The following is a 23,151-nucleotide window of genomic DNA, read 5'->3' on the forward strand; positions in this document are numbered from 1 at the left end:
ATCGATGGAGCTTTGAGGATCATGAGCGAGACGAACCCCGCTGCTGCCGCCGCCGTGCCGGCGGACGCCGCGCCGCACCGCTACACGGCAGCCATGGCCGCCGAGATCGAGGCACGCTGGCAGGACTTCTGGGACGCCGACGGCACCTACGCGGCGCCCAACCCCACAGGCGACCTGGCCGGCGACCCCGAGCTGGCCGCCAGGCCCAAGAAGTTCATCATGGACATGTTCCCGTACCCGTCCGGTGCGGGCCTGCACGTCGGTCACCCCCTGGGCTACATCGCCACCGATGTCTTCGCCCGGTTCCAGCGGATGACCGGCCACAACGTCCTGCACACCCTGGGCTTCGACGCCTTCGGCCTGCCCGCCGAGCAGTACGCCGTGCAGACCGGCACGCACCCGCGCGTGTCGACCGAGGCCAACATCGCCAACATGAAGGCCCAGCTGCGCCGGCTGGGCCTGGGCCACGACCGGCGCCGGTCCTTCGCCACGATCGACCCGGACTACTACAAGTGGACCCAGTGGATCTTCCTGCAGATCTTCAACTCCTGGTACGACGACGAGGCGGACAAGGCCCGTCCGATCTCCGCGCTGATCGCCCAGTTCGAGTCCGGTGAACGCGCCGTACCGGGCCACACGCGCGCGTGGAACGAGCTGACCGCCGCCGAGCGCGCCGACGTCCTGGGCGGCTTCCGCCTGGCGTACGCCTCCGAGGCGCCGGTCAACTGGTGCCCCGGACTGGGCACCGTGCTGGCCAACGAGGAGGTCACCGCCGACGGCCGCTCCGAGCGCGGGAACTTCCCCGTCTTCAAGGCCAAGCTGCGCCAGTGGAACATGCGCATCACCGCCTACGCGGACCGGCTGCTGGACGACCTGGACGCGCTGGACTGGCCCGAGGCCATCAAGCTGCAGCAGCGCAACTGGATCGGCCGCTCCGAGGGCGCCCGCGTCGACTTCCCCATCGACGGCGAGCACATCACCATCTTCACCACGCGTCAGGACACCCTGTTCGGCGCGACCTACATGGTGCTGGCGCCCGAGCACCCGCTGGTCGACCAGTTCACCCCGGCCGCCTGGCCGGAGGGCACCCACGGCGTGTGGACCGGCGGTCACGCCACCCCGGCCGAGGCCGTCGCGGCGTACCGCGCGCAGGCCGCCTCGAAGTCCGACGTCGAGCGGCAGGCCGAGGCCAAGGACAAGACCGGTGTGTTCACCGGCGCGTTCGCGACCAACCCGGTCAACGGCGAGCGCATCCCGGTCTTCATCGCCGACTACGTCCTGATGGGCTACGGCACCGGCGCGATCATGGCCGTCCCGGCGCACGACAGCCGCGACTTCGCCTTCGCGCGTGCCTTCGAGCTGCCGATGCGCTGTGTCGTGGAGCCGGCCGACGACCGTGGCACGGACCCCTCCACCTGGGACGACGCCTTCGGGTCGTACGACGCGAAGATCGTCAACTCGGCGAGCGACCAGGTCTCCCTGGACGGCCTGGGCGTCGTCGACGCCAAGGCCCGCATCACCGAGTGGCTGGCCCGCAAGGGCATCGGCGAGGGCACCGTCAACTTCCGCCTGCGCGACTGGCTGTTCAGCCGCCAGCGCTACTGGGGCGAGCCCTTCCCGATCGTCTACGACGAGGACGGCACCGCCCACTCCCTGCCCGAGTCGATGCTGCCGCTGGAGCTGCCGGAGGTCGAGGACTACTCGCCGCGCACCTTCGACCCGGACGACGCCGACACCCAGCCCGAGACCCCGCTGTCGCGCAACGAGGAATGGGTCAACGTCACCCTGGACCTGGGCGACGGGCCGAAGAAGTACCGGCGCGAGACCAACACCATGCCCAACTGGGCCGGTTCCTGCTGGTACGAACTGCGCTACCTGGACCCGCACAACGACCGCGCGCTGGTCGACCCGGAGATCGAGCGGTACTGGATGGGCCCGCGCGAGGGTCAGCCGCACGGCGGCGTCGACCTGTACGTCGGCGGTGCCGAACACGCCGTGCTGCACCTGCTGTACGCGCGCTTCTGGTCCAAGGTGCTGTTCGACCTGGGCCATGTCTCGTCGGCCGAACCGTTCCACAAGCTGTTCAACCAGGGCATGATCCAGGCCTACGTCTACCGCGACAGCCGCGGCATCGCGGTGCCGGCCGCCGAGGTGGAGGAGCGCGACGGCGCCTATCACTACCAGGGCGAGCAGGTCACCCGGCTGCTGGGCAAGATGGGCAAGTCCCTGAAGAACGCGGTCACTCCGGACGAGATCTGCGCCGAGTACGGCGCGGACACGCTGCGCCTGTACGAGATGGCGATGGGCCCGCTGGACGTCTCGCGCCCGTGGGACACGCGCGCGGTGGTGGGGCAGTACCGGCTGCTGCAGCGGCTGTGGCGCAACATCGTCGACGAGGCGACCGGCGAGGTCACCGTCACCGACGCGGAGCCCGACGAGGAGACGCTGCGCGCCCTGCACAAGGCGATCGACGGCGTGCGCCAGGACCTGGAGGGGCTGCGCTTCAACACCGCCATCGCCAAGGTCACCGAGCTGAACAACCACCTGACCAAGGCGGGTGGCACGATCCCGCGCACCGTCGCCGAGCCGCTGGTGCTGCTGATCGCGCCGCTGGCCCCGCACATCGCCGAGGAACTGTGGCGCAGGCTGGGCCACACCGACTCGGTCGTCCACCAGGACCTGCCCGTGGCCGACCCCGCCTACGTGGTGGACGAGACCGTGACCTGCGTCGTGCAGATCAAGGGCAAGGTCAAGGCACGCCTGGAGGTCTCCCCGGCCATCTCCGAGGAGGACCTGGAGAAGGTGGCGCTGTCCGACGAGAAGGTCGTGGCGGCGTTGGACGGTGCGGGAATCCGCAAGGTGATCGTGCGGGCGCCGAAGCTGGTGAACATCGTCACGGCGTAGCCGCGGATCCTCCGGGCGGCCGGTCGTGAGACCCCGCCGCCCGGAGGTCGGCCGTCCCGGTCGGCCGTCCCGGTCGGTCGTACGGGCGGGCCGGTCGTCCGGCTCGGGGTAGTCCCCTACGGGCAGGTTCGGGGTTCTGGCGGAACTCCGCACCTGCCCGTGGCGTTTACCGTTGAAGAGCGGCGCGGTGCGTGCCGCGGCAGTCCGAGGAGGAGCACCGTGGCAACCGTGATCACAGTCTTCGCCCTGCTCTTCCTGCTCCTCGTGGTGCTCGGCGCCTATGCGACGGTGAAGGTGGTCGGCGCGGCCAAGCGCGGTGTGGACCGCACCATCGACCAGGCCCGCCGCACGGTCGAGGACCACGCGCTGCGGGCCAAGTCGTTCGCCCAGCCCGGACCGGCGGGCGAGATCGCCCAGCTCCGGCTCCGGCTGCGCACCTCGATGCGCGCCACCCAGGAGGCGCTGCGCACGGGTGTGGCGGAGGACGAGTCCCTCAAGGAGTCCCTCGGCCTCTTCGAACGCCTCAGTGCCCACGGGTACGAACTGGACCGCGATCTCAAGCGCATGGAGTCCGAGCCGGACCGGGCCACGCTCGCCGAGCGGCTGCCCGGCCTGCGCGAGCGCACCGAGCGCATCACCAAGTCCGCGGACTCCCTGCGCTGGGCGGCCCGCGACCGGGCCGGTCGGTTCGCGCAGGACGACCTCGACTCGCTGAGCGCACAGATCGACGTCGAAGCGGGCGCCCTGCGCCACTGGACCACCGCGGACCCCACACCCACCCCCGCGTCCGCCCCGTGGCCCGAGGCGCCGGCGGCCGGAGCCCCGGCGGACGGCCGGACCGGATCGGGGTCCCGCTGGTCCGGCCCGGCGGACGAGCCGGTCCAGCCAGCCATCACCCCGCCGGTCCGGCACCCCGCCTACCCCTGGCAGAAGAAGCCCCGGCCCGAGAGCACCACCTGATCCGGCCGTACCCCGTCCGAGTGCGAGGGGCCGGACTGCCGCTCGGGCGCTACGCCAGGTAACCTCCAGCTCATGTCCCGCCATGTCGCGATCGTTACCGATTCAACGGCCTACCTGCCGCCCCGGACGACGGAGCGCCATGGCATCACCACGGTGCCTCTGACCGTGGTCATCGGCGGACAGGCGTTCGAAGAGGGCACCGAGATCTCCACCCGCTCGCTGGCCCAGGCGCTCCAGAAGCGGCGCCCTGTCACCACCTCCCGCCCCAGTCCGGAGCAGTTCGCGCAGACCTACCGCCGGATCGCGGAGTCCGGCGCCACGGACATCGTCTCGCTCCACCTGTCCGCGGAACTGTCCGGGACGTACGACGCGGCGGTCGTCGCGGCGCGCGAGGCGCCGGTGCCGGTCCGTGTGGTGGACACCGGCATGGTCGCGATGGCGCTCGGCTTCTGCGCGCTCGCCGCGGCGCGAACGGCCGAGTCGGGCGGCACCGTGGACGAGGCCGTCACCGCCGCGGAGAAACGGGCCGCAGGCACCTCCGCCTACTTCTACGTCGACACCCTCGACTATCTGCGCCGCGGCGGCCGGATCGGCGCCGCGCAGGCCCTGCTGGGCTCCGCGCTCGCGGTGAAGCCGCTGCTGCAACTGGAGGACGGCCGGATCGGCCCTCTGGAGAAGGTGCGTACGGCCTCGAAGGCGATCGCCCGCATCGAGGAGATCGTGGCCGACCGGGCCGGCAGCGCCCCCGTCGACATCGCCGTCCACCATCTCGACGCCCTCGACCGGGCCTCCGCCCTCGCGGACCGTTTGCGGACACGTCTCCCCGGGCTGGCCGACCTGCATGTGAGCGAGATCGGAGCGGTGATCGGGGCGCACACGGGGCCGGGACTGCTGGGCGTCGTGGTGTCGGCACGGTAACGGTGGGCCGGCCGCGCGGCCGGTGTCGGCGCCACCGTGCAGCCGTGGGGCCGATCGCGTCGGAGGGGTCACCCGTGTGAGGGGCGAAGTTATCCACAATCCGGCGGGTTTCCACGGTATTTGAGCAAGATCAACACGAAATGCCAGGATGCCCGATCCTCGTCGCATGGCACTTCGATCACGCTCACGCACAGGATCCGCGACCAGCGGTCCCGGCCGCGGCCCCGCTTCGGACGTCCGCGCCCGCCACCGCCGTTCCCCGGCCCGCAGCCGCTCCCGTCACCGTCACGCGCCGGCGCAGGAGCTACGCCGACGTGCACAGGTTCTCTTCGCCGACCGCACGGGCAGGCGGCACGAGCCCGGAACCGGGCCGCCGGACCCGGCACCCGCACCCGTGGGCGCCGGCGGACCACCCCTGGGCCGGCGGGAGCCGCATGCCCGAACCGCCGTGGCCGAAGTCCACCCGGAACCCGGGTTCGAGGCTCCGGACATCAAGGTCATGCCGGGCATGAAGGTCATGACTGGCATGAGGGCCCTGATGGGCATGAGGGGCACGACAGGTCGGCTCGGCATCGAGGGCGGCTCCGACTTCACCCGTACGCGGGGGACTTGGCGGGAGCGGGTCGGACCGGCTCTGCGGGAGCGCATGCCGGTGTGGTTGCAGACACGGTGCGGTCTGGAACGCAGGAACGTGGTCGCGCTGACGGTGGTGCTCGTCGTCGCGGCGGGTTTCGCCGCGCAGCACTTCTGGACCGGCCGCCCCCGGTCCGTCCAGGCGCCGGAAACGGTGCGGGCGGCCGCGCCGTACGGGGTAGGGGCTGCCGGCGGGCCGGCCGCAGCGGGCACTCCGGCCGACTCCCCGGGCCCAGCGGGCGCGCCGGATGCGCGAGGCGCGGAGGGCCAGGCGGGTGCGGCAGCTCCGAGCGCGACCGCGGGTGGGACCGGTGCGGCCGGGACCGAGATCGTCGTCGACGTCAGTGGCAAGGTCCGTGATCCGGGGATCCACCGCCTGCCCGCCGGTTCGCGGGTCGTCGACGCACTCCGCGCGGCCGGCGGGGTGCGCCCCGGTACCAGCACCGACGGCCTCAACCGCGCCCGGTTCCTCGTGGACGGGGAGCAGGTGATCGTCGGCGGCCCGGCACCGGCCGCGACGGCCGACCCCGGCACGGGCGGAGCCACCGTCGGCGGGCCGTTCGGCGGCGCCTTGTCCACGGCCCCGGTCTCGCTCAACACGGCAACCGTGGAACAGCTCGACACCCTGCCCGGCGTGGGGCCCGTACTGGCCCGGCACATCCTCGACTACCGGGTGCAGCACGGCGGCTTCCGGTCGGTGGACGAACTGCGCGACGTCAACGGCATCGGCGACCGCCGCTTCGCCGATCTGCGGAATCTCGTACGGCCGTGACCGACGACCTCCGCCGCCGTCCCCCGGTTCCCTCCTCCCGCTCCCGCCGATCCGTGCACACCGACTCGGGGAAGCGGCTGGGAGCGGCCCACCCACGGCAGGAAGGACCGACCGACCTCCGGCTCGTACCGCCGGCCCTCGCGGCCTGGGCGACGGCCGCGCTGACACTGGACGCACCGACCGAACATGTCGTCGCCATCGTGGTCGCGGGCCTGGCCCTGGGCGGCGCGCTCCTGCTGACCCGCAGGCCGACCGGAGCCGGCCGGCGCCCGCCCGGACCGGACACCGTCGGCAGAGGGGAGTGCGGACCGCGCACGTGGCCGCGGGCGACGATCGCCGCCGTGCTGCTGTGTGCGGCGGCGGCCGCCGCTTCGGCCGGGCTGCACGGAGCGGATCTGCGCCGGGGACCGGTGCCGACGCTGGCACGGCAGTACGCCACCGTCACCGCCGAGGTCGAGATCACCTCGGACCCGCGGATCTTCGCACCCCGTGTCAGAGGTGATCGCGCGGCGCCGGTCTCCGCGTTGATCGAGACCGAGGTGCGCGGGGTGGAGCAGGCGAGCGGGGTGATGGTGTCGACACGGACGCCGGTCCTGCTGATCGTCGACGTCCGCGCGGGTCGCGCCCGGCCGGGGCAGGCTGTCGGTACGCCCAGGGCCGGGTCCGGGCCACGGGATGGGCCGGCGGGCTCGCCCTGGCTGGCGCTGCTGCCCTCGACCCGGCTGCGGGTGACCGGGCGGCTGGCTCCGGCCACGACGGGCGGCGACCGGATCGCCGCCGTACTGCGGGTCCGCGACCGGGCGGCGCCGGAGGTGACGCAGGGCCCCTCGGGGGCGCAGCGGTTCGCGGGACGGCTGCGCGCGGGGCTGAGGCAGGCCACCGACGGGCTCCCGGGGGACGCGCGGGCGCTGCTGCCCGGCCTGGTCGTCGGGGACACCTCGCGCATCGAACCCGAACTGGACGAGGCCTTCAAAAGGACCGACCTCGCGCACACCCTGGCGGTCTCCGGAAGCAATCTGACGATCCTCCTGGCCCTGCTCCTCGGGCCGCCCGGTCTTGCCCAGCAGGTCGAGCGGCGCGGCCTCGCACCCCGCCTCGGCATCCCGCTCCGCACGACGGCACTGTTCGGCGGCGCGCTCACCGTCGCGTTCGTGGTCGTGTGCCGACCCGACCCGAGTGTGCTGCGGGCGGCGGCCTGCGGCACGGTCGCGCTGCTCGCCCTCGTGACCGGCCGCCGCAGATCCCTCGTCCCGGCACTGGCGACGGCGGTACTGCTGCTGGTGCTGTACGACCCGTGGCTGGCCCGGAGCTACGGCTTCCTGCTCTCGGTGCTGGCCACCGGCGCGCTGCTCACGCTGGCGCCGCGCTGGAGCGCCGGGCTGCGGCGGCGAGGGGTGCCACCACGGCTGGCCGAGGCGCTGTCCGCGGCGGGCGCGGCCCAGATGCTGTGTGCGCCGGTCGTCGCCGTGCTGTCGGCGCGGGTGAGCCTGGTGGCGGTGCCGTGCAATCTGCTCGCCGAGCTCGCGGTCGCACCGGCCACGGTGCTGGGCTTCGCGGCGCTGTCGACCGCGCCGGTGACGATGCCGGTGGCCAAGGCGTTCGCGTGGTGCGCGAGTTGGCCCGCGGGGTGGATCGCGGGCGTGGCGCGGTACGGGGCCGCGCTGCCCGGCGGCGGAGTGGACTGGCCCGGCAGCTGGGCGGGCGCGCTGCTGCTCGCGCTCGTCATGGTGGTGGTCGTGGCGGTCGGGCGGCGGCTGCCGAGGAACCCGTGGCTGGTCGGGGCCTGGGGGGTGCTGTTCGTCCTTGTGGTGACGCGGCCGCCCTCGCTGACCAGGGTGATCAGCGGATGGCCACCGCCGGGCTGGCGGTACGCCGTGTGCGATGTGGGGCAGGGGGACGCGACGGTGCTGGCGGCGGGGGAGGGCACGGGTGTGGTCGTGGACGCCGGACCCGACGCGGCGTCGGTCGACCGGTGCCTGCGCGTTCTCGGTGTCACCAGGATCCCGCTGGTCGTGCTGACCCACTTCCACGCCGACCATGTGGCGGGACTGCCGGGCGTGCTGCGCGGACGCTCGGTGGGCGCGATCGAGACGACGGGGTTCGCGGAGCCCGCGGACCAGGCCGAGTTCGTGCGGACGCAGGCCGCGGCGCACGGCGTCCCGGTCACCGAGGCCGCCGCCGGGGAACAGCGCCGCATCGGGGACCTCTCGTGGGAGGTGCTGTGGCCGCCGCCGCGTCAGGCGCCCGCGCCCGACGGCCCGAACGACGCCAGTGTCACGCTGCTCGTGCGGTCGGCCGGACTGCGACTGCTGCTGCTCGGGGATCTCGAACCTCCGGCCCAGCAGGCGCTGTTGCGGTCGCCGAAAGCCGGGGCGCTGGCGGCGGTGGACGTGCTCAAGGTGGCCCATCACGGATCGGCCTATCAGGATCCGGATCTCATACGGGTGGTGTCGCCACGGCTGGCCCTCGTCTCCTGCGGTGCGGACAACCTGTACGGACACCCGGCTCCCGGCACCGTCGCCGCCCTGCGGGCCGGGGGAGCCGTGGTGCTGCGGACGGATGTGGACGGGGCGTTGGCGGTGACCGAGGAGGAGGGGGAGCTGAGGGTCACCCAGGACGGATGACGGGAGGACGGAAGACGGGGACGGGCAACGGGGACGGGCAACGAGAGGTGGCGGCTGCCGGGTGTCGCGGTGCCGGAGAATGGGCCCGTGAGCGATGTGAGACATGTGCTGGTGCTGCCCGACCGTGATTCCGCGGAGGAGGCGGTGGAGGCGCTCGGGGAACGGTTCGGACTCGCCGAGGAGCCGCAGCTGGTGCGGGACGCGTTGGCCGGTGAGGACGATGCCGAGGACGCGCAGTGGCTCCTCGCCATCCAGGACGCGGAGGGACGGCTGGACCCCCGGGAGCTGGACGCGTTCGCGGGGGAGTGGGACGGCTGGCGCGAGGAGCCGTGACCCGGGGGCGCGGAACCTCGGAGACGGTGGGCACCGGGAGGGCGGCCGGGACGGGGATCCGGTCCCGCGGTGGCGTTCTTCCGGCGGCCGGCTCGCGGATCGTTGTCGGTGGGCCGTGCCATGCTTGTCCCGATGGCAAGGAAGACTGCGAATGACGACCCTCTCGCCCCGGTGACGCTGGCCGTGGGCCAGGAGGACCTGCTGCTCGACCGCGCCGTGCAGGAGGTGGTGGCCGCCGCGAAGGCCGCCGACGCCGACACGGACGTACGTGACCTGACCTCGGACCAGTTGCAGCCCGGCACGCTGGCCGAGCTGACGAGCCCGTCCCTTTTCGCGGAGCGCAAGGTCGTGGTCGTACGCAATGCGCAGGACCTGTCCGCCGACACGGTCAAGGACGTGAAGGCGTATCTCGGGACACCGGCCGAGGAGATCACGCTCGTGCTGCTGCACGCGGGCGGGGCCAAGGGCAAGGGGCTGCTGGACGCCGCGCGCAAGGTGGGGGCGCGGGAGGTGGCGTGCCCCAAGATGACGAAGCCGGCGGACCGGCTGGCGTTCGTGCGGGGCGAGTTCCGTACGTTGGGACGGTCGGCGACGCCGGAGGCGTGCCAGGCCCTCGTCGAGTCCATCGGGAGCGATCTGCGGGAGCTGGCGTCCGCGGCGGCGCAGCTGGTCGCCGACGTGGAGGGGACGATCGACGAGGCCGTGGTCGGGCGGTACTACACCGGGCGGGCCGAGGCGTCGAGTTTCACGGTCGCGGACCGGGCGGTCGAGGGGCGGGCGGCCGAGGCGCTGGAGGCGCTCCGGTGGTCGCTCGCGACGGGGGTGGCGCCGGTGCTGATCACGAGTGCGCTGGCGCAGGGGGTGCGGGCGATCGGGAAGCTGTCCTCGGCCCGTGGCGGCCGGCCGGCCGATCTGGCGCGGGAGCTCGGGATGCCGCCGTGGAAGATCGACCGGGTCCGGCAGCAGATGCGCGGGTGGACGCCGGACGGGGTCGCCGTCGCCCTGCGGGCGGTGGCCGAGGCCGACGCCGGGGTCAAGGGCGGCGGGGACGACCCCGAGTACGCCCTGGAGAAGGCGGTCGTGACGATCGCACGGGCGGCGCGGTCCCGGGGACGGGCGTAACCCGGATGAGGCTCGCGGTCCCGGGGACGCGCGTAACCCGGACGCGAACCCGGGACGCGTGATCCGGACGAGGCTCGCGGTCCCGGGGACGGGCGTAACCCGGACGCGATCCGCGAACCCGGGACGCGTGACCCGGACCTGTTCCGGGACGGCGGACGGTGGCAGGGGCGCCACCCGCACACACCCATCCGCCGCCTTTGGCGTTGGCGCCGCGCCGCCCCGCCCCGCGCCGCCCGGCCTCTGCCCGCGCTCATGCCGAAGCCCGGTGTCCGCCCGCCCGCACCCATGCCGAGCCCCGGTGTTCGCCTGCCCGCGCTCATGCCGAAGGCCCCGGTGCTCGTCCTGGGGAAGGGCGAGGTGCCGGGGCCTTCGGTTCAAGCTTGGGGATCCGCGCCCGCGTGGCGAACGCAGGCCGCGCGCAGATCCATGGGTGCCGGACGGGAGCGGATGAGAGAGGGCCCGCTCTGGGTCCTTCCGGCGGTCAGATCAAGAAAGAGGATCAGCCGTTGAGGTTGGCGACCTTGGAAGCCAGCGCCGACTTCTTGTTGGCGGCCTGGTTCTTGTGGATGACGCCCTTGGAGACGGCCTTGTCGAGCTGACGCGCGGCAGCGCGCTGGTACTCGGTGGCCTTCTCGACGTCACCCGCGGCAGCGGCCTCGCGGGCCTTGCGGATCGCGGTCTTCAGGGAGGACTTGACCGACTTGTTGCGCAGTCGCGCCTTCTCGTTGGTCTTGATCCGCTTGATCTGGGACTTGATGTTCGCCACGAATGAGCCTTCACAGGTTCTGGCACGGGGCCGCTCGGGTCCCGTGCCGGTGATTTTCTTGGGGTGTGTCCCGTGCTGAGAGGGCAAGAGACACAGGTCCCCACGTTACCAGGGGCTCTCCGGCTGGCCCAAACCGGCTTCCGGTCGCCGCGCGTGGGACCATGGAGGCTGCGTAACGATCCGACCCGAGACCGCACACACTGCGGACGCCTCAAGAATCAGGACCCTGCGTGCCCGCGATCCCTAGCCATGTGCCCGAGCCGAGCCGTACCGACCCGGCCCGGATCCGCAATTTCTGCATCATCGCGCACATCGACCACGGCAAGTCCACGCTCGCCGACCGGATGCTCCAGCTGACCGGTGTGGTCGAGCAGCGGCAGATGCGCGCCCAGTACCTCGACCGCATGGACATCGAGCGCGAGCGCGGCATCACGATCAAGTCCCAGGCGGTGCGTCTGCCCTGGGCCCCGACCACGGGCCCCGACCAGGGCACGACGCACATCCTCAACATGATCGACACCCCGGGGCACGTCGACTTCACCTATGAGGTCTCGCGGTCGCTGGCCGCCTGCGAGGGGACCGTCCTCCTCGTCGACGCCGCCCAGGGCATCGAGGCGCAGACCCTCGCCAACCTGTACCTGGCGATGGAGAACGACCTGGCCATCGTCCCCGTGCTGAACAAGATCGACCTGCCGGCCGCGCAGCCCGAGAAGTTCGCCGAGGAGCTCGCCAACCTGGTCGGCTGCGACCCCGACGACGTGCTGCGGGTGTCCGCGAAGACCGGTGTCGGCGTGGACGCGCTGCTGGACAAGGTCGTCGCGACGGTGCCTGCGCCGGTCGGTGTCGCCGACGCGCCCGCCCGCGCGATGATCTTCGACTCGGTGTACGACTCCTACCGGGGCGTCGTGACGTACGTGCGTGTCATCGACGGGCAGCTCAACAAGCGTGAGCGGATCCGGATGATGTCCACCGGCGCCACGCACGAACTGCTGGAGATCGGCACCAACTCGCCCGAGATGCTGCCGGCCGACGGTCTGGGCGTCGGCGAGGTGGGTTATCTCATCACCGGCGTGAAGGACGTCCGCCAGTCCAAGGTCGGTGACACCATCACCACCCTGCACAAGGGCGCGACCGAGGCGCTGGGCGGGTACAAGGACCCCAAGCCGATGGTGTTCTCGGGCCTCTACCCGCTGGACGGCTCCGACTACCCCGAGCTGCGTGACGCCCTCGACAAGCTCCAGCTCAACGACGCCGCCCTCGTCTACGAGCCGGAGACCTCCGCCGCTCTCGGCTTCGGCTTCCGCGTCGGCTTCCTCGGGCTGCTGCACCTCGACGTGATCCGGGAGCGGCTGGAGCGCGAGTTCGGGCTCGACCTCATCGCCACCGCGCCGAACGTGGTCTACCGCGTCGTCATGGAGGACGGCAGCGAGCACACGGTCACCAACCCGAGCGAGTTCCCCGAGGGCAAGATCAACGAGGTGTACGAGCCGGTCGTGCGCGCCACGATCCTCGCGCCCTCCGAGTTCATCGGTTCGATCATGGAGCTGTGCCAGACCCGGCGCGGCACCCTGCTCGGCATGGACTACCTGTCCGAGGACCGGGTGGAGATCCGCTACACCCTGCCGCTCGCCGAGATCGTCTTCGACTTCTTCGACCAGCTGAAGTCAAAGACCCGCGGCTACGCCTCGCTCGACTACGAGCCCACCGGCGAGCAGACCTCCAGCCTGGTCAAGGTCGACATCCTGCTGCACGGCGACAAGGTGGACGCGTTCTCCGCGATCACGCACAAGGACGCGGCGTACGCGTACGGGGTGCGGCTCGTCGCCAAGCTGCGCGAACTCATCCCGCGGCAGGCCTTCGAGGTGCCCATCCAGGCCGCCATCGGCTCCCGGGTCATCGCCCGCGAGACCATCCGCGCCATCCGCAAGGACGTCCTCGCCAAGTGCTACGGCGGTGACATCTCCCGGAAGCGGAAGCTGCTGGAGAAGCAGAAGGAGGGCAAGAAGCGCATGAAGATGGTGGGTTCCGTGGAAGTTCCGCAGGAGGCCTTCATCGCGGTGCTCTCCAGCGACGACAGCGCGGGATCGGGCAAGGGCAAGAAGTAACCACGGGTCACCCCTGGGTACCTCGTCGAAACGGGCGCAATCGGGGCTCGTCGTGCGAAAGCGCGGCGGGCCCCTGTGCGTGCGGGCCGTCGCTCTCTGTAGGAAGTGACAGGCCGCGGCCTCTTACGCAGGGAGCGGTCGCGCTTTACTCTGATCTCTGCTCGATAGTTACTCGCGAGTTAAACAACGCTCGGACAGCAGCTCGTGAGCAGACCCAGCCGTACTGAGCAGGCCCGTACTGAGCCAGCCGAGCCAGCCGCACCGTCGCGGGCCCCGGAGGATGTCGTGAGCGACACACAGACACTGATCGAGAACCGTCCGCCGTCCGTCGCGGGCCTCTTCCTTGACCGCGTGGCGGCCACTCCGGACGCCGAGGCCTACCGCTACCCCGTGGTGGCGGAAGCGGGCGAGGGGCCGGACGGCTGGAAGTCGCTCAGCTGGGCGCAGGCCGCCGAGCGGGTCTACGCGATCGCCGCGGGCCTGATCGAGCTGGGCGTGCAGCCCGAGCAGCGGGTGGCCCTGGCCTCCTCGACCCGGGTCGAGTGGATCCTCGCCGACCTGGGCATCCTGTGCGCCGGCGCCGCCACGACCACGGTCTACCCGCAGACCAACGCCGAGGAGTCGGCGTTCATCCTCGCCGACTCGGAGAGCCGGGTACTGATCGCCGAGGACGCGGCCCAGCTCGCCAAGGCGCAGGAGAAGCGCGCCGAACTGTCCGAGCTCACCCACGTCGTGGTGATCGACCCGGCGGGCGTCGAGAGCGACGACCGGATCCTGACCCTCGCCGAGCTGGAGCGGCGCGGCGCCGCCTACCTGGAGAAGCACCCCGGCCTGATCAAGGAGCGGGTCGCGGCGATCACCAAGGACCAGCTCGCCACCCTCATCTACACCTCGGGCACCACCGGCCGCCCGAAGGGCGTGCGCCTGCCGCACGACAACTGGTCGTACATGGCGAAGGCGATCGCAGGGACCGGGCTGATCGGTGTCGAGGACGTGCAGTACCTGTGGCTGCCGCTGGCGCACGTCTTCGGCAAGGTGCTCACCTCCGGTCAGATCGAGGTCGGGCACGTCACCGCCGTCGACGGCCGCGTCGACAAGATCATCGAGAACCTTCCGGTCGTCAAGCCGACCTATATGGCGGCCGTGCCGCGCATCTTCGAGAAGGTCTACAACGGGGTCGCGGCCAAGGCCCGCGCGGGCGGCGGCGCCAAGTACAAGATCTTCCAGTGGGCCGCCGAGGTCTCCCGCGAGTACGCCAAGGTCACCCAGGACAACTTCCGGCGCACCGGCAGCCACGCGGCGCCGTTCGGGCTGGCGGCCAGGCACAAGGTCGCCGACACGCTCGTCTTCGCCAAGATCCGCGAGGCCTTCGGCGGCAACCTGCGCGCCTGCATCTCGGGCAGCGCCGCCCTCGCTCCCGAGATCGGCTACTTCTTCGCCGGTGCCGGCATCCACATCCTGGAGGGCTACGGCCTCACCGAGTCCTCCGCCGCCTCCTTCGTCAACCCGGGCGAGGCCTACCGCACCGGCACGGTCGGCAAGCCGCTGCCCGGCACGGAGGTGCGCATCGCGGACGACGGCGAGATCCTGCTGCGCGGCCCCGGCATCATGCAGGGCTACCACGGGCTGCCCGAGAAGACCGCCGAGGTGCTGGAGGCGGACGGCTGGTTCCACACCGGCGACATCGGCGAGCTGTCGGCCGACGGCTATCTGAAGATCACCGACCGCAAGAAGGACCTGATCAAAACGTCCGGCGGCAAGTACATCGCGCCGGCCGAGGTCGAGGGCCAGTTCAAGGCGGTGTGCCCGTACGTCTCCAACATCCTCGTGCACGGCGCCGACCGTAACTTCTGCACGGCCCTCATCGCGCTCGACGAGCCGTCGATCCTGGAGTGGGCGAAGGAGAACGGGCTGGCGGACAAGCCGTACGCCGACGTCGTCGCCGCGCCGGCCACGGTCGCCATGGTCGAGGGGTACGTCAAGCGGCTCAACGAGGGTCTCCAGCGCTGGCAGACCATCAAGAAGTTCCGGCTGCTGCCGCGCGACCTCGACGTGGAGCACGGCGAGATCACGCCGAGCCTGAAGCTGAAGCGGCCGGTGGTGGAGCGCGAGTACAAGCACCTGATCGACGAGATGTACGCGGGCTCGCGCGAGGCGTAGACAGGAGGGCCTCGTCCTGCGCGGTGGGCGACAAGTGTTGTCCGGATGCTCGGAGTCGGTCAGGTTTCTGCCCGGCTTCGAGCACACGCGTAGCACGGTTCTCACTCATGGCACCCCACTTCGGTAACTCGGCGCTTATGGGCGCGCTCGGTCTGTCACGCTGTCGGCAACGACCGAGGCCCATTCGTCCGAAACCGTTCGGGAGCCGCCCATGGGGGCCATTCCGGCGCAACGGGAGAACCCTCCCCTTGCCTCCGATGCTTCCGGTGCCTCCGACGCCTGCGCGCCGGAGCGCGCACAGGTGCGCGCGACCCTGGCCGGAAACCCCCTCGCGCCCGGCTCCGCCCGCGCACTCGTACGCGCCGCGCTCGTCGACTGGGCCGAGCAGGGGCCGCCCGCCCTGCGCACCGGCTGCCTGGCCGACGACGTGCTGCTGGTCGTCAGCGAGCTCGTCACCAACGCCGTCGTCCACGCCGGTACGGACGTCGAGCTCGTGTGCGGCCTGGAGGAGGTGGCGCCGGGCGCGGTCGTCGTGGAGGTCTCCGACCAGCACCCCTCACGGGCCCCGCGCGACGGCGGCGCCGAACCGGCGTACGAGACCCTGGAGTACGGGCGCGGACTGCGCCTGGTCGCCACGCTCGCGGAGGCCTGGGGTGTCACCTACCGCAGGGGCGCCAAGACGGTGTGGGCGCGGCTGCCGTTCGAGCCCCTCGACGACATCGGGGCGTACGACGACGCGTGCGCCCCGGCGTACGCCCTCGGCGTGGCCGAGATCCTCGCCCCCGAGCCGCAACGGGCCGAGCGGGACGGGGACTGGCTGGGCCGCGGCGCCCTGACCTTCCTCGCCGAGGCCTCCGACCTGCTCGCGGGCCAGCTCGACGAGGACCTGGTCGCCGCACTCACCGGCCAGTTGCTCGTGCCGCGGCTGGCCGACTGGTGCGCGGTGTGGCTGGAGGACGAGGCCACCGGCCGCGGCGGCTGGTCCGGCGCCCTGGCGGCGGGCACCGGACCACGGCTGGCCCGGGTCTGGCACGGCAGCGAGAACGTCATCGAGGAACTGCGCAGAGCCCTGGAGAAGGACCCGCCCCGGCCGTCGGAGGGGATCGCCGCCGGGCCGGTCCCGTTCCCCTGGCCCGCCGTGGCCTGGTCCGGGGACGGCTCCCACGGACCCGACGCCTCGTACGTATCCGGTGATCCGCACGGCCCCGGCGACCCGTACGTATCCGCTGATCCGCACGGATCCGGCGACCCGTACGGACCTGCGGTTTCCCGCGGATCCGGAGATTCGTACGGGACCAGCGAGTCGTACGGGACCGGCGAGTCGCACGGGACCCGTGAGTCGTACGGGACCGGCGAGTCGCACGGGACCCGTGAGTCGTACGGGAACGGCGGGTCGTACGGGAACGGCGGGTCGTACGGGACGGCGCTCGCCTACCGTCTCGTCGCGGGCGGCCGCCCGCTGGGCACCCTGGTCATCGGCCGGGCCGGACTCGCCCGCTTCCCCGACGAGGTCACCGGGCTGGTCGAGGACCTCAGCCGCCGGGTGGCGCTGGCCATCGGCGCCGCCCGCCAGTACACCCGCCAGGCCACCATCAGCGCCGTGCTCCAGCGGGGACTGCTGCCCGGCGCCGTCGCCGAGATCCCCGGGGTGCGCAGCGCCCTCGTCTACGAGCCCCGGGACAAGGGCGGACCGAGCGGCGACTTCTACGACCTCTTCCCGGCCGGCGACGGCCGCTGGTGCTTCGCCGTCGGCGACGTCCAGGGCAAGGGTCCCGAGGCGGCCGTGGTGATCGGCCTGGCCCGGCCCTGGCTGCGGCTGCTGGCCCGCGAAGGCTATGGCGTCGCCGACGTCCTGGACCGCCTCAACCAGCTCCTCCTCGACGACGCCACCGAGGCCGCGGACGCCTCCGCCCGCGCCCTCGTCGGCCCCACCGCCCCCGGTGACGGCCCGCAGACCCGGTTCCTCTCGCTCCTCTACGGCGAGCTCGCCCCCTTCGACGGCGGCCTGAGCTGCACCCTCGCCTCCGCCGGACACCCGCTGCCGCTGCTCCTCGGACCCGACGGCGACGTCCGCACGGTCGCCCGGCCACAGACCCTCCTCGGCGTCGTCGAGGACGAGACGTACACCAGCGAGACGTTCGAGCTGCGCCCCGGCGACAGCCTGCTGTGCGTCACCGACGGGGTGACCGAGCGGCGCTCCGGCTCCCGGCAGTTCGACGACGGCGACGGCCTCGCGGTCGCGCTGGCCGGCTGCGCGGGGCTGGACGCCGAGCTGATCGCGGAGCGCATCATAGGGCTGGTGCACGAGTTCGGCGGGCACCCGCCCGAGGACGACCTGGCGCTGCTGGTGCTCCAGGCGGAATAGCCCCGGGGACAGGCCCCGGGGCGACGGGCCCGGGGGCCCGGTGAACGTGCGGGACAATGGAGCACATGCCTTCCGCACTCCCCGACGGCGAGCCCGTCCCCGACGACGGCGCGCTGCCCGCGCCCGCGCTCGCCGGGGCCGCCGACCGCCCCCTCGGGTTCTACCTGCACGTCCCCTACTGCGCGACCCGCTGCGGCTACTGCGACTTCAACACCTACACGGCGACCGAACTGCGCGGCACCGGCGGCGTCCTCGCCTCCCGCGACAACTACGCCGACACCCTGATCGACGAGGTCCGCCTGGCCCGCAAGGTCCTCGGCGACGACCCGCGCGAGGTCCGTACGGTGTTCGTCGGCGGCGGCACGCCCACGCTGCTCGCGGCCGGAGACCTCGTCCGGATGCTGGGGGCGATCCGCGACGAGTTCGGCCTCGCGCCGGACGCGGAGGTGACCACGGAGGCGAACCCCGAGTCCGTCGACCCGGACTACCTCGCCACGCTCCGTGCGGGCGGCTTCAACCGGATCTCGTTCGGCATGCAGAGCGCGCGGCAGCACGTGCTGAAGGTCCTGGACCGTACGCACACCCCGGGACGGCCCGAGGCGTGCGTCGCGGAGGCGCGCGCGGCCGGCTTCGAGCACGTCAACCTCGACCTGATCTACGGCACCCCGGGCGAGTCGGACGACGACTGGCGGGCGTCGCTGGACGCGGTGATCGGGGCCGGTCCCGACCATGTGTCGGCGTACGCCCTGATCGTCGAGGAGGGCACGCAGCTCGCCCGTCGGATCCGGCGCGGCGAGGTCCCGATGACGGACGACGACGTCCACGCGGACCGCTATCTGATCGCCGAGGAGACGCTGTCTGCGGCGGGCTTCGGCTGGTACGAGGTGTCGAACTGGGCGACCTCGGAGGCGGCCCGCTGCCTGCACAACGAGCTGTACTGGCGGGGCGCCGACTGGTGGGGCGCGGGCCCCGGCGCGCACAGCCACGTCGGCGGCGTGCGCTGGTGGAACGTCAAGCACCCGGGGGCGTACGCGGCGGCGCTGGCGTCCGGGCGGTCGCCGGGGGCCGGACGCGAGGTCCTGGCGGACGAGGACCGGCGGGTGGAGCGGATCCTGCTGGAGCTGCGGCTGCTGGAGGGGGTGCCGCTCGGGCTGCTGAAGGAGGAGGGACTCGAGGCGTCGCGCCGGGCGCTGTCGGACGGGCTGCTGGTGCGGGAGGCGTACGACGACGGACGGGCCGTGCTGACGCTGCGGGGACGGCTGCTGGCGGACGCGGTGGTGCGGGACTTGGTGGACTGAGCGGCCTGAAGGGGCACCCCGTGCGACAGCGGGGAGCGCGACCTGCTCGACCGTGTGGACGAACCGTCGGCCCTGTGGACGGACGGTCGGCCCTGTGGACGGACGGTCGGCCCTGTGGACGAACCGATCGACGGACCGCCTCCGCGCGGAGGCGGTCCGCAGGTGCGGGCGGAGAGCGGTCGACCGGTCCGGCGGGTCAACGGCGCGGCACGCGTCAGGGCACGGTCACATGGTCGATGAGACGCTCGACACATCCCAGCAGCTCCGGCTGCAGGTCCTTGTAGGACCCGACCCGCTTCAGGATCGCCTGCCACACCGCGCCCGTGTTGTCCGAGGGCCAGCCCAGAGCCCGGCACACGCCCGTCTTCCAGTCCTGGCCGTGCGGCACCCTCGGCCAGCTTTCGAGCCCCAGCGAGGACGGCTTCACCGCCTCCCAGATGTCGATGTACGGGTGGCCCACCACCAGCGCGTGCTCGCTCGTCACCGACGCGGCGATCCGGGACTCCTTGGAGCCCGGCACCAGATGGTCCACCAGGACGCCGAGGCGGGCGTCCGGGCCGGGGGAGAACTCGGCGACGATCGCCGGCAGGTCGTCGACGCCCTCCAGGTACTCCACGACCACGCCCTCGATCCGCAGGTCGTCGCCCCACACCTTCTCGACCAGCTCGGCGTCGTGCCGGCCCTCCACGTAGATGCGTCCGGCGCGCGCCACCCGCGCGCGTGCGCCCGGTACGGCGACGGAGCCGGACGCCGTACGGGCGGGGCGTCGCGGACCGCCCGAGGACGGCCGCACGAGCGTCACCACCCGGCCCTCCAGCAGGAACCCCCGAGGCTCCAGCGGGAACACCCGGTGCCTGCCGAAGCGGTCCTCCAGCGTCACCGTGCCCGCCTCGCAGCCGATCACCGCCCCGCAGAAGCCCGTCCCGGGCTCCTCGACCACCAGACCGGGCTCGGCGGGCACCTCCGGCGCCGGCGTCGGCTTCTTCCACGGCGGGGTCAGGTCGGGTGAGTACTGGCGCATTCGGACGACGATAGGAGAAGCCGTCGGACAGGGCTCACGACACGCCGAAGCGCTTTGCGAGCGCGTCCCGCTGCGCACGGACGAAGGCCGCGTCCACCACCGCCCCGTGACCGGGCACGTACCGCGCGTCCTCGCCGCCCAGCTCCAGCAGCCGGTCCAGGGCCGCGGGCCAGCGCGACGGCACGGCGTCGTCTCCCGCCTGCGGCTCGCCGGACTCCTCGACCAGATCGCCGCAGAACACCACTGTCGGATCGCCCGGCACCACCACCGCGAGGTCCCGGGCGGTGTGTCCCGGGCCCACCTCGGCCAGCAGGACCCGCAGGCTGCCGCCCAGCGGCAGCTGCCGGGTGCCCCATACGGGGTGGTGCGGGTGCGTCAGCGCGTCGGCGGCCTCCTGCGCGGCCCGGGGGTCGAGGCCGTTGCGCACCGCGTCCGCGCGCATCGCCTCGCGCTCCGCCATGAAGGAGGCGCTCCACGGGACGGCCCCCGCGTCGGGTCCCGCCGGGCCCGCCGCCCCCAGTACGATCGCGTCCGCGAACACCGCCGCCCCGAAGGCGTGGTCGAAGTGCGGGTGGGTGAGTGCGAGAAAACCCACACGGCCGCCCGCGAGGGCCTCCGCCTGCTCGCGCAACCGGGCGCCCTCGGCGAGGCTCGACCCGGCGTCGACCAACAGTGCGCCCCCCTCCCCCAGGACCAGCCCCACCGTGCAGTCCCACACCGGCAGCCGGCACCGCCCGACCCCCTCGGCCAGCCGTTCCCACCCCAGCTCTTCCCAAGTCACCGTCATGCCGCGACGCTAATGGTGGAAGCCGCCCCGGTGCGACGTCGCAGGCCCAGCCTTGCCCGGGGTGTACCCCACGGCCGTACACTGACCCGGGGACCGTTGGCACTCGCGCGCGCAGAGTGCCAGGCGGCAGGCATCAGGGGACGACATTCTGGAGGTGTGCGCGAGATGCTGAGCGAACGCAGGCTTCAGGTGCTGCGCGCGATCGTCCAGGACTACGTCGGCACCGAGGAGCCGGTGGGCTCCAAGGCCCTCACCGAGCGGCACAACCTCGGCGTGTCCCCGGCGACGGTGCGCAACGACATGGCGGCCCTGGAGGACGAGGGGTTCATCGCCCAACCGCACACCAGTGCGGGGCGGATCCCCACCGACAAGGGCTACCGGCTGTTCGTCGACAAGCTCGCGGGCGTCAAACCGATGACGGCGCCCGAGCGGCGCGCGATCCAGAACTTCCTCGACGGGGCCGTGGACCTCGACGACGTGGTGGCCCGTACCGTACGGCTGCTCGCGCAGCTGACCCGGCAGGTCGCCGTCGTGCAGTACCCGTCGCTGACCCGGTCGACCGTGCGGCACGTGGAACTGCTGTCGCTGGCGCCCGCGCGGGTGATGCTGGTGCTGATCACCGACACCGGCCGGGTCGAGCAGCGCGTGGTCGACTGCGCGGCGCCGTTCGGCGAGACCTCCCTGGCGGATCTGCGGGCGCGGCTGAACAGCCGGGTCGCGGGCCGCCGGTTCGCGGACGTGCCGCGGCTCGTGGAGGATCTGCCGGACGCGTTCGAGGCGGACGACCGCGGTACGGTCTCGACGGTGCTCTCCACCCTGCTGGAGACGCTCGTCGAGGAGAACGAGGAGCGGCTGATGATCGGCGGCACCGCCAATCTGACCCGCTTCGGACATGACTTCCCTCTCACGATCCGCCCGGTCCTCGAGGCGCTGGAGGAGCACGTCGTGCTTCTCAAGTTGCTTGGTGAGGCCGGTGATTCGGGCATGACGGTGCGGATCGGTCATGAGAACGCCTATGAGGGACTCAACTCCACTTCGGTGGTCTCGGTCGGCTACGGTTCGGGCAACGAGGCGGTCGCCAAGCTCGGCGTGGTCGGACCGACTCGCATGGATTACCCGGGAACGATGGGAGCGGTACGCGCAGTGGCACGGTACGTCGGACAGATCCTGGCGGAGTCCTGAGTGGCCACGGACTACTACGCCGTTCTCGGCGTGCGCCGCGACGCGTCGCAGGAAGAGATCAAGAAGGCCTTCCGGCGGCTCGCGCGCGAGCTGCATCCGGATGTGAACCCCGATCCGAAGACCCAGGAGCGGTTCAAGGAGATCAACGCCGCTTACGAGGTGTTGTCGGACCCGCAGAAGAAGCAGGTCTACGACCTCGGCGGCGACCCGCTCTCCCAGTCCGGCGGCGCCGGCGCGGCGGGCGGCTTCGGGGCGGGCGGCTTCGGCAACTTCTCCGACATCATGGACGCGTTCTTCGGCACGGCGTCGCAGCGCGGACCGCGCTCGCGCACCCGCCGGGGCCAGGACGCCATGATCCGGCTGGAGATCGAGCTGGACGAGGCGGCCTTCGGCACCACGAAGGACATCCAGGTCGACACGGCGATCGTCTGCGCCACCTGCAACGGTGAGGGCGCGGCGCCGGGCACGACCCCGCAGACCTGCGACATGTGCCGCGGTCGCGGTGAGGTCTCGCAGGTCACGCGGTCCTTCCTCGGCCAGGTCATGACGTCCCGGCCCTGCCCCCAGTGCCAGGGCTTCGGAACCGTCGTGCTCAACCCGTGCCACGAGTGCGCGGGCGACGGCCGGGTGCGCTCCCGCCGGACGCTGACGGTGAAGATCCCGGCCGGTGTCGACAACGGCACGCGGATCCAGCTGGCCGGCGAGGGCGAGGTCGGTCCCGGTGGCGGTCCGGCCGGTGACCTCTACGTCGAGATCCACGAGCTGCCGCACTCCACCTTCCAGCGGCGCGGCGACGACCTGCACTGCACGGTCACGATCCCGATGACGGCGGCGGCCCTCGGCACGAAGGTGCCGCTGGAGACGCTGGACGGCATGGAGGAGGTCGACATCCGGCCCGGCACCCAGTCCGGCCAGTCGATCCCGCTGCACGGCCGTGGCGTCACCCACCTGCGCGGCGGCGGCCGGGGCGACCTCATCGTCCATGTCGAGGTCCAGACCCCGAACAAGCTCGACCCCGAGCAGGAGCGCCTGCTGCGCGAACTGGCCAAGCTGCGCGGCGAGGAGCGTCCGCAGGGGCAGTTCCAGCCGGGACAGCAGGGGCTGTTCTCGCGGCTGAAGGACGCGTTCAACGGCCGCTGAGCCGAGCGGACGAGGACATGAAGGGCCCGGGGCAGCCGCCTGCGGGCCCTTCGTCCGTGCC

Annotated in this window: 16 protein-coding genes; 13 read left to right on the forward strand and 3 right to left on the reverse strand. The window is 72.3% G+C overall.

Annotated features, from left to right (window positions below; genetic code table 11):
- Positions 1 to 21: 21 nt before the first annotated feature.
- From leuS to holA, 7 genes are all read left to right on the forward strand, one after another.
- Positions 22 to 2,904, forward strand: coding sequence for a leucine--tRNA ligase (leuS, locus tag ACWC24_RS01760; RefSeq protein ID WP_450660824.1), 2,883 nt, complete (start codon positions 22 to 24; stop codon positions 2,902 to 2,904).
- Positions 2,905 to 3,132: 228 nt separating this feature from the next.
- Positions 3,133 to 3,864, forward strand: coding sequence for a hypothetical protein (locus ACWC24_RS01765; RefSeq protein ID WP_450661041.1), 732 nt, complete (start codon positions 3,133 to 3,135; stop codon positions 3,862 to 3,864).
- Between the two features lie 72 nt (positions 3,865 to 3,936).
- Positions 3,937 to 4,782 (forward strand): DegV family protein, encoded by an 846-nt coding sequence (locus ACWC24_RS01770; protein ID WP_450660825.1) that lies wholly within the window; start codon positions 3,937 to 3,939, stop codon positions 4,780 to 4,782.
- Positions 4,783 to 4,948: 166 nt separating this feature from the next.
- A complete protein-coding gene (locus ACWC24_RS01775) occupies positions 4,949 to 6,187 on the forward strand; it encodes a helix-hairpin-helix domain-containing protein (protein WP_450660826.1) in 1,239 nt (412 codons plus the stop codon).
- Positions 6,184 to 8,811 (forward strand): ComEC/Rec2 family competence protein, encoded by a 2,628-nt coding sequence (locus ACWC24_RS01780; RefSeq protein ID WP_450660827.1) that lies wholly within the window; start codon positions 6,184 to 6,186, stop codon positions 8,809 to 8,811. The genes ACWC24_RS01775 and ACWC24_RS01780 overlap by 4 nt, the downstream gene beginning before the upstream one ends.
- Before the next feature lie 87 nt (positions 8,812 to 8,898).
- Positions 8,899 to 9,144 (forward strand): hypothetical protein, encoded by a 246-nt coding sequence (locus ACWC24_RS01785; protein WP_450660828.1) that lies wholly within the window; start codon positions 8,899 to 8,901, stop codon positions 9,142 to 9,144.
- Between the two features lie 132 nt (positions 9,145 to 9,276).
- The gene (holA, locus tag ACWC24_RS01790; protein ID WP_450660829.1) at positions 9,277 to 10,266 is read left to right on the forward strand and encodes a DNA polymerase III subunit delta; all 990 of its coding nucleotides are present in this window, start codon (positions 9,277 to 9,279) and stop codon (positions 10,264 to 10,266) included.
- 499 nt (positions 10,267 to 10,765) lie between these two features.
- Here holA and rpsT read toward each other — a convergent pair whose 3' ends face one another.
- The gene (gene rpsT / locus ACWC24_RS01795; RefSeq protein ID WP_162469724.1) at positions 10,766 to 11,032 is read right to left on the reverse strand and encodes a 30S ribosomal protein S20; all 267 of its coding nucleotides are present in this window, start codon (positions 11,030 to 11,032) and stop codon (positions 10,766 to 10,768) included.
- 230 nt (positions 11,033 to 11,262) lie between these two features.
- Here rpsT and lepA point away from each other — a divergent pair, with 230 nt between their 5' ends.
- The 4 genes from lepA to hemW all read left to right on the forward strand — a co-directional run bounded on the left by lepA (position 11,263) and on the right by hemW (position 18,960).
- On the forward strand, positions 11,263 to 13,137 hold the full coding sequence (gene lepA / locus ACWC24_RS01800; protein ID WP_450660830.1) for a translation elongation factor 4: 1,875 nt from the start codon (positions 11,263 to 11,265) through the stop codon (positions 13,135 to 13,137).
- Between the two features lie 285 nt (positions 13,138 to 13,422).
- The gene (locus ACWC24_RS01805) at positions 13,423 to 15,297 is read left to right on the forward strand and encodes an AMP-dependent synthetase/ligase (protein ID WP_450660831.1); all 1,875 of its coding nucleotides are present in this window, start codon (positions 13,423 to 13,425) and stop codon (positions 15,295 to 15,297) included.
- 211 nt (positions 15,298 to 15,508) lie between these two features.
- Positions 15,509 to 17,662 carry a SpoIIE family protein phosphatase gene (locus ACWC24_RS01810; protein WP_450660832.1) on the forward strand — a complete coding sequence of 718 codons (2,154 nt, stop codon included), beginning with the start codon at positions 15,509 to 15,511 and terminating at the stop codon, positions 17,660 to 17,662.
- A gap of 65 nt (positions 17,663 to 17,727) precedes the next feature.
- Positions 17,728 to 18,960: a radical SAM family heme chaperone HemW gene (gene hemW / locus ACWC24_RS01815; protein WP_450660833.1), complete on the forward strand. Its 1,233-nt coding sequence runs from the start codon at positions 17,728 to 17,730 to the stop codon at positions 18,958 to 18,960.
- 214 nt (positions 18,961 to 19,174) lie between these two features.
- Here the strand turns inward: hemW and ACWC24_RS01820 are convergent, their stop codons facing one another.
- Both ACWC24_RS01820 and ACWC24_RS01825 read right to left on the reverse strand, forming a co-directional pair.
- Positions 19,175 to 19,981, reverse strand: a complete 807-nt coding sequence (locus ACWC24_RS01820; RefSeq protein WP_450660834.1) for a DUF3097 domain-containing protein — start codon at positions 19,979 to 19,981, stop codon at positions 19,175 to 19,177.
- 34 nt (positions 19,982 to 20,015) lie between these two features.
- Positions 20,016 to 20,768: an MBL fold metallo-hydrolase gene (locus ACWC24_RS01825; protein WP_450660835.1), complete on the reverse strand. Its 753-nt coding sequence runs from the start codon at positions 20,766 to 20,768 to the stop codon at positions 20,016 to 20,018.
- A 165-nt stretch (positions 20,769 to 20,933) separates the two neighbouring features.
- Between ACWC24_RS01825 and hrcA the strand changes: the two genes are divergently transcribed.
- Positions 20,934 to 21,950 (forward strand): heat-inducible transcriptional repressor HrcA, encoded by a 1,017-nt coding sequence (hrcA, locus tag ACWC24_RS01830; RefSeq protein WP_450661042.1) that lies wholly within the window; start codon positions 20,934 to 20,936, stop codon positions 21,948 to 21,950.
- Entirely contained in the window at positions 21,951 to 23,090 is a 1,140-nt protein-coding gene (gene dnaJ, locus ACWC24_RS01835) for a molecular chaperone DnaJ (protein WP_450660836.1), read from the forward strand. It abuts the gene before it with no gap.
- Positions 23,091 to 23,151: the final 61 nt, after the last annotated feature.

It is taken from the genome of Streptomyces sp. NPDC001443 (assembly GCF_053597355.1).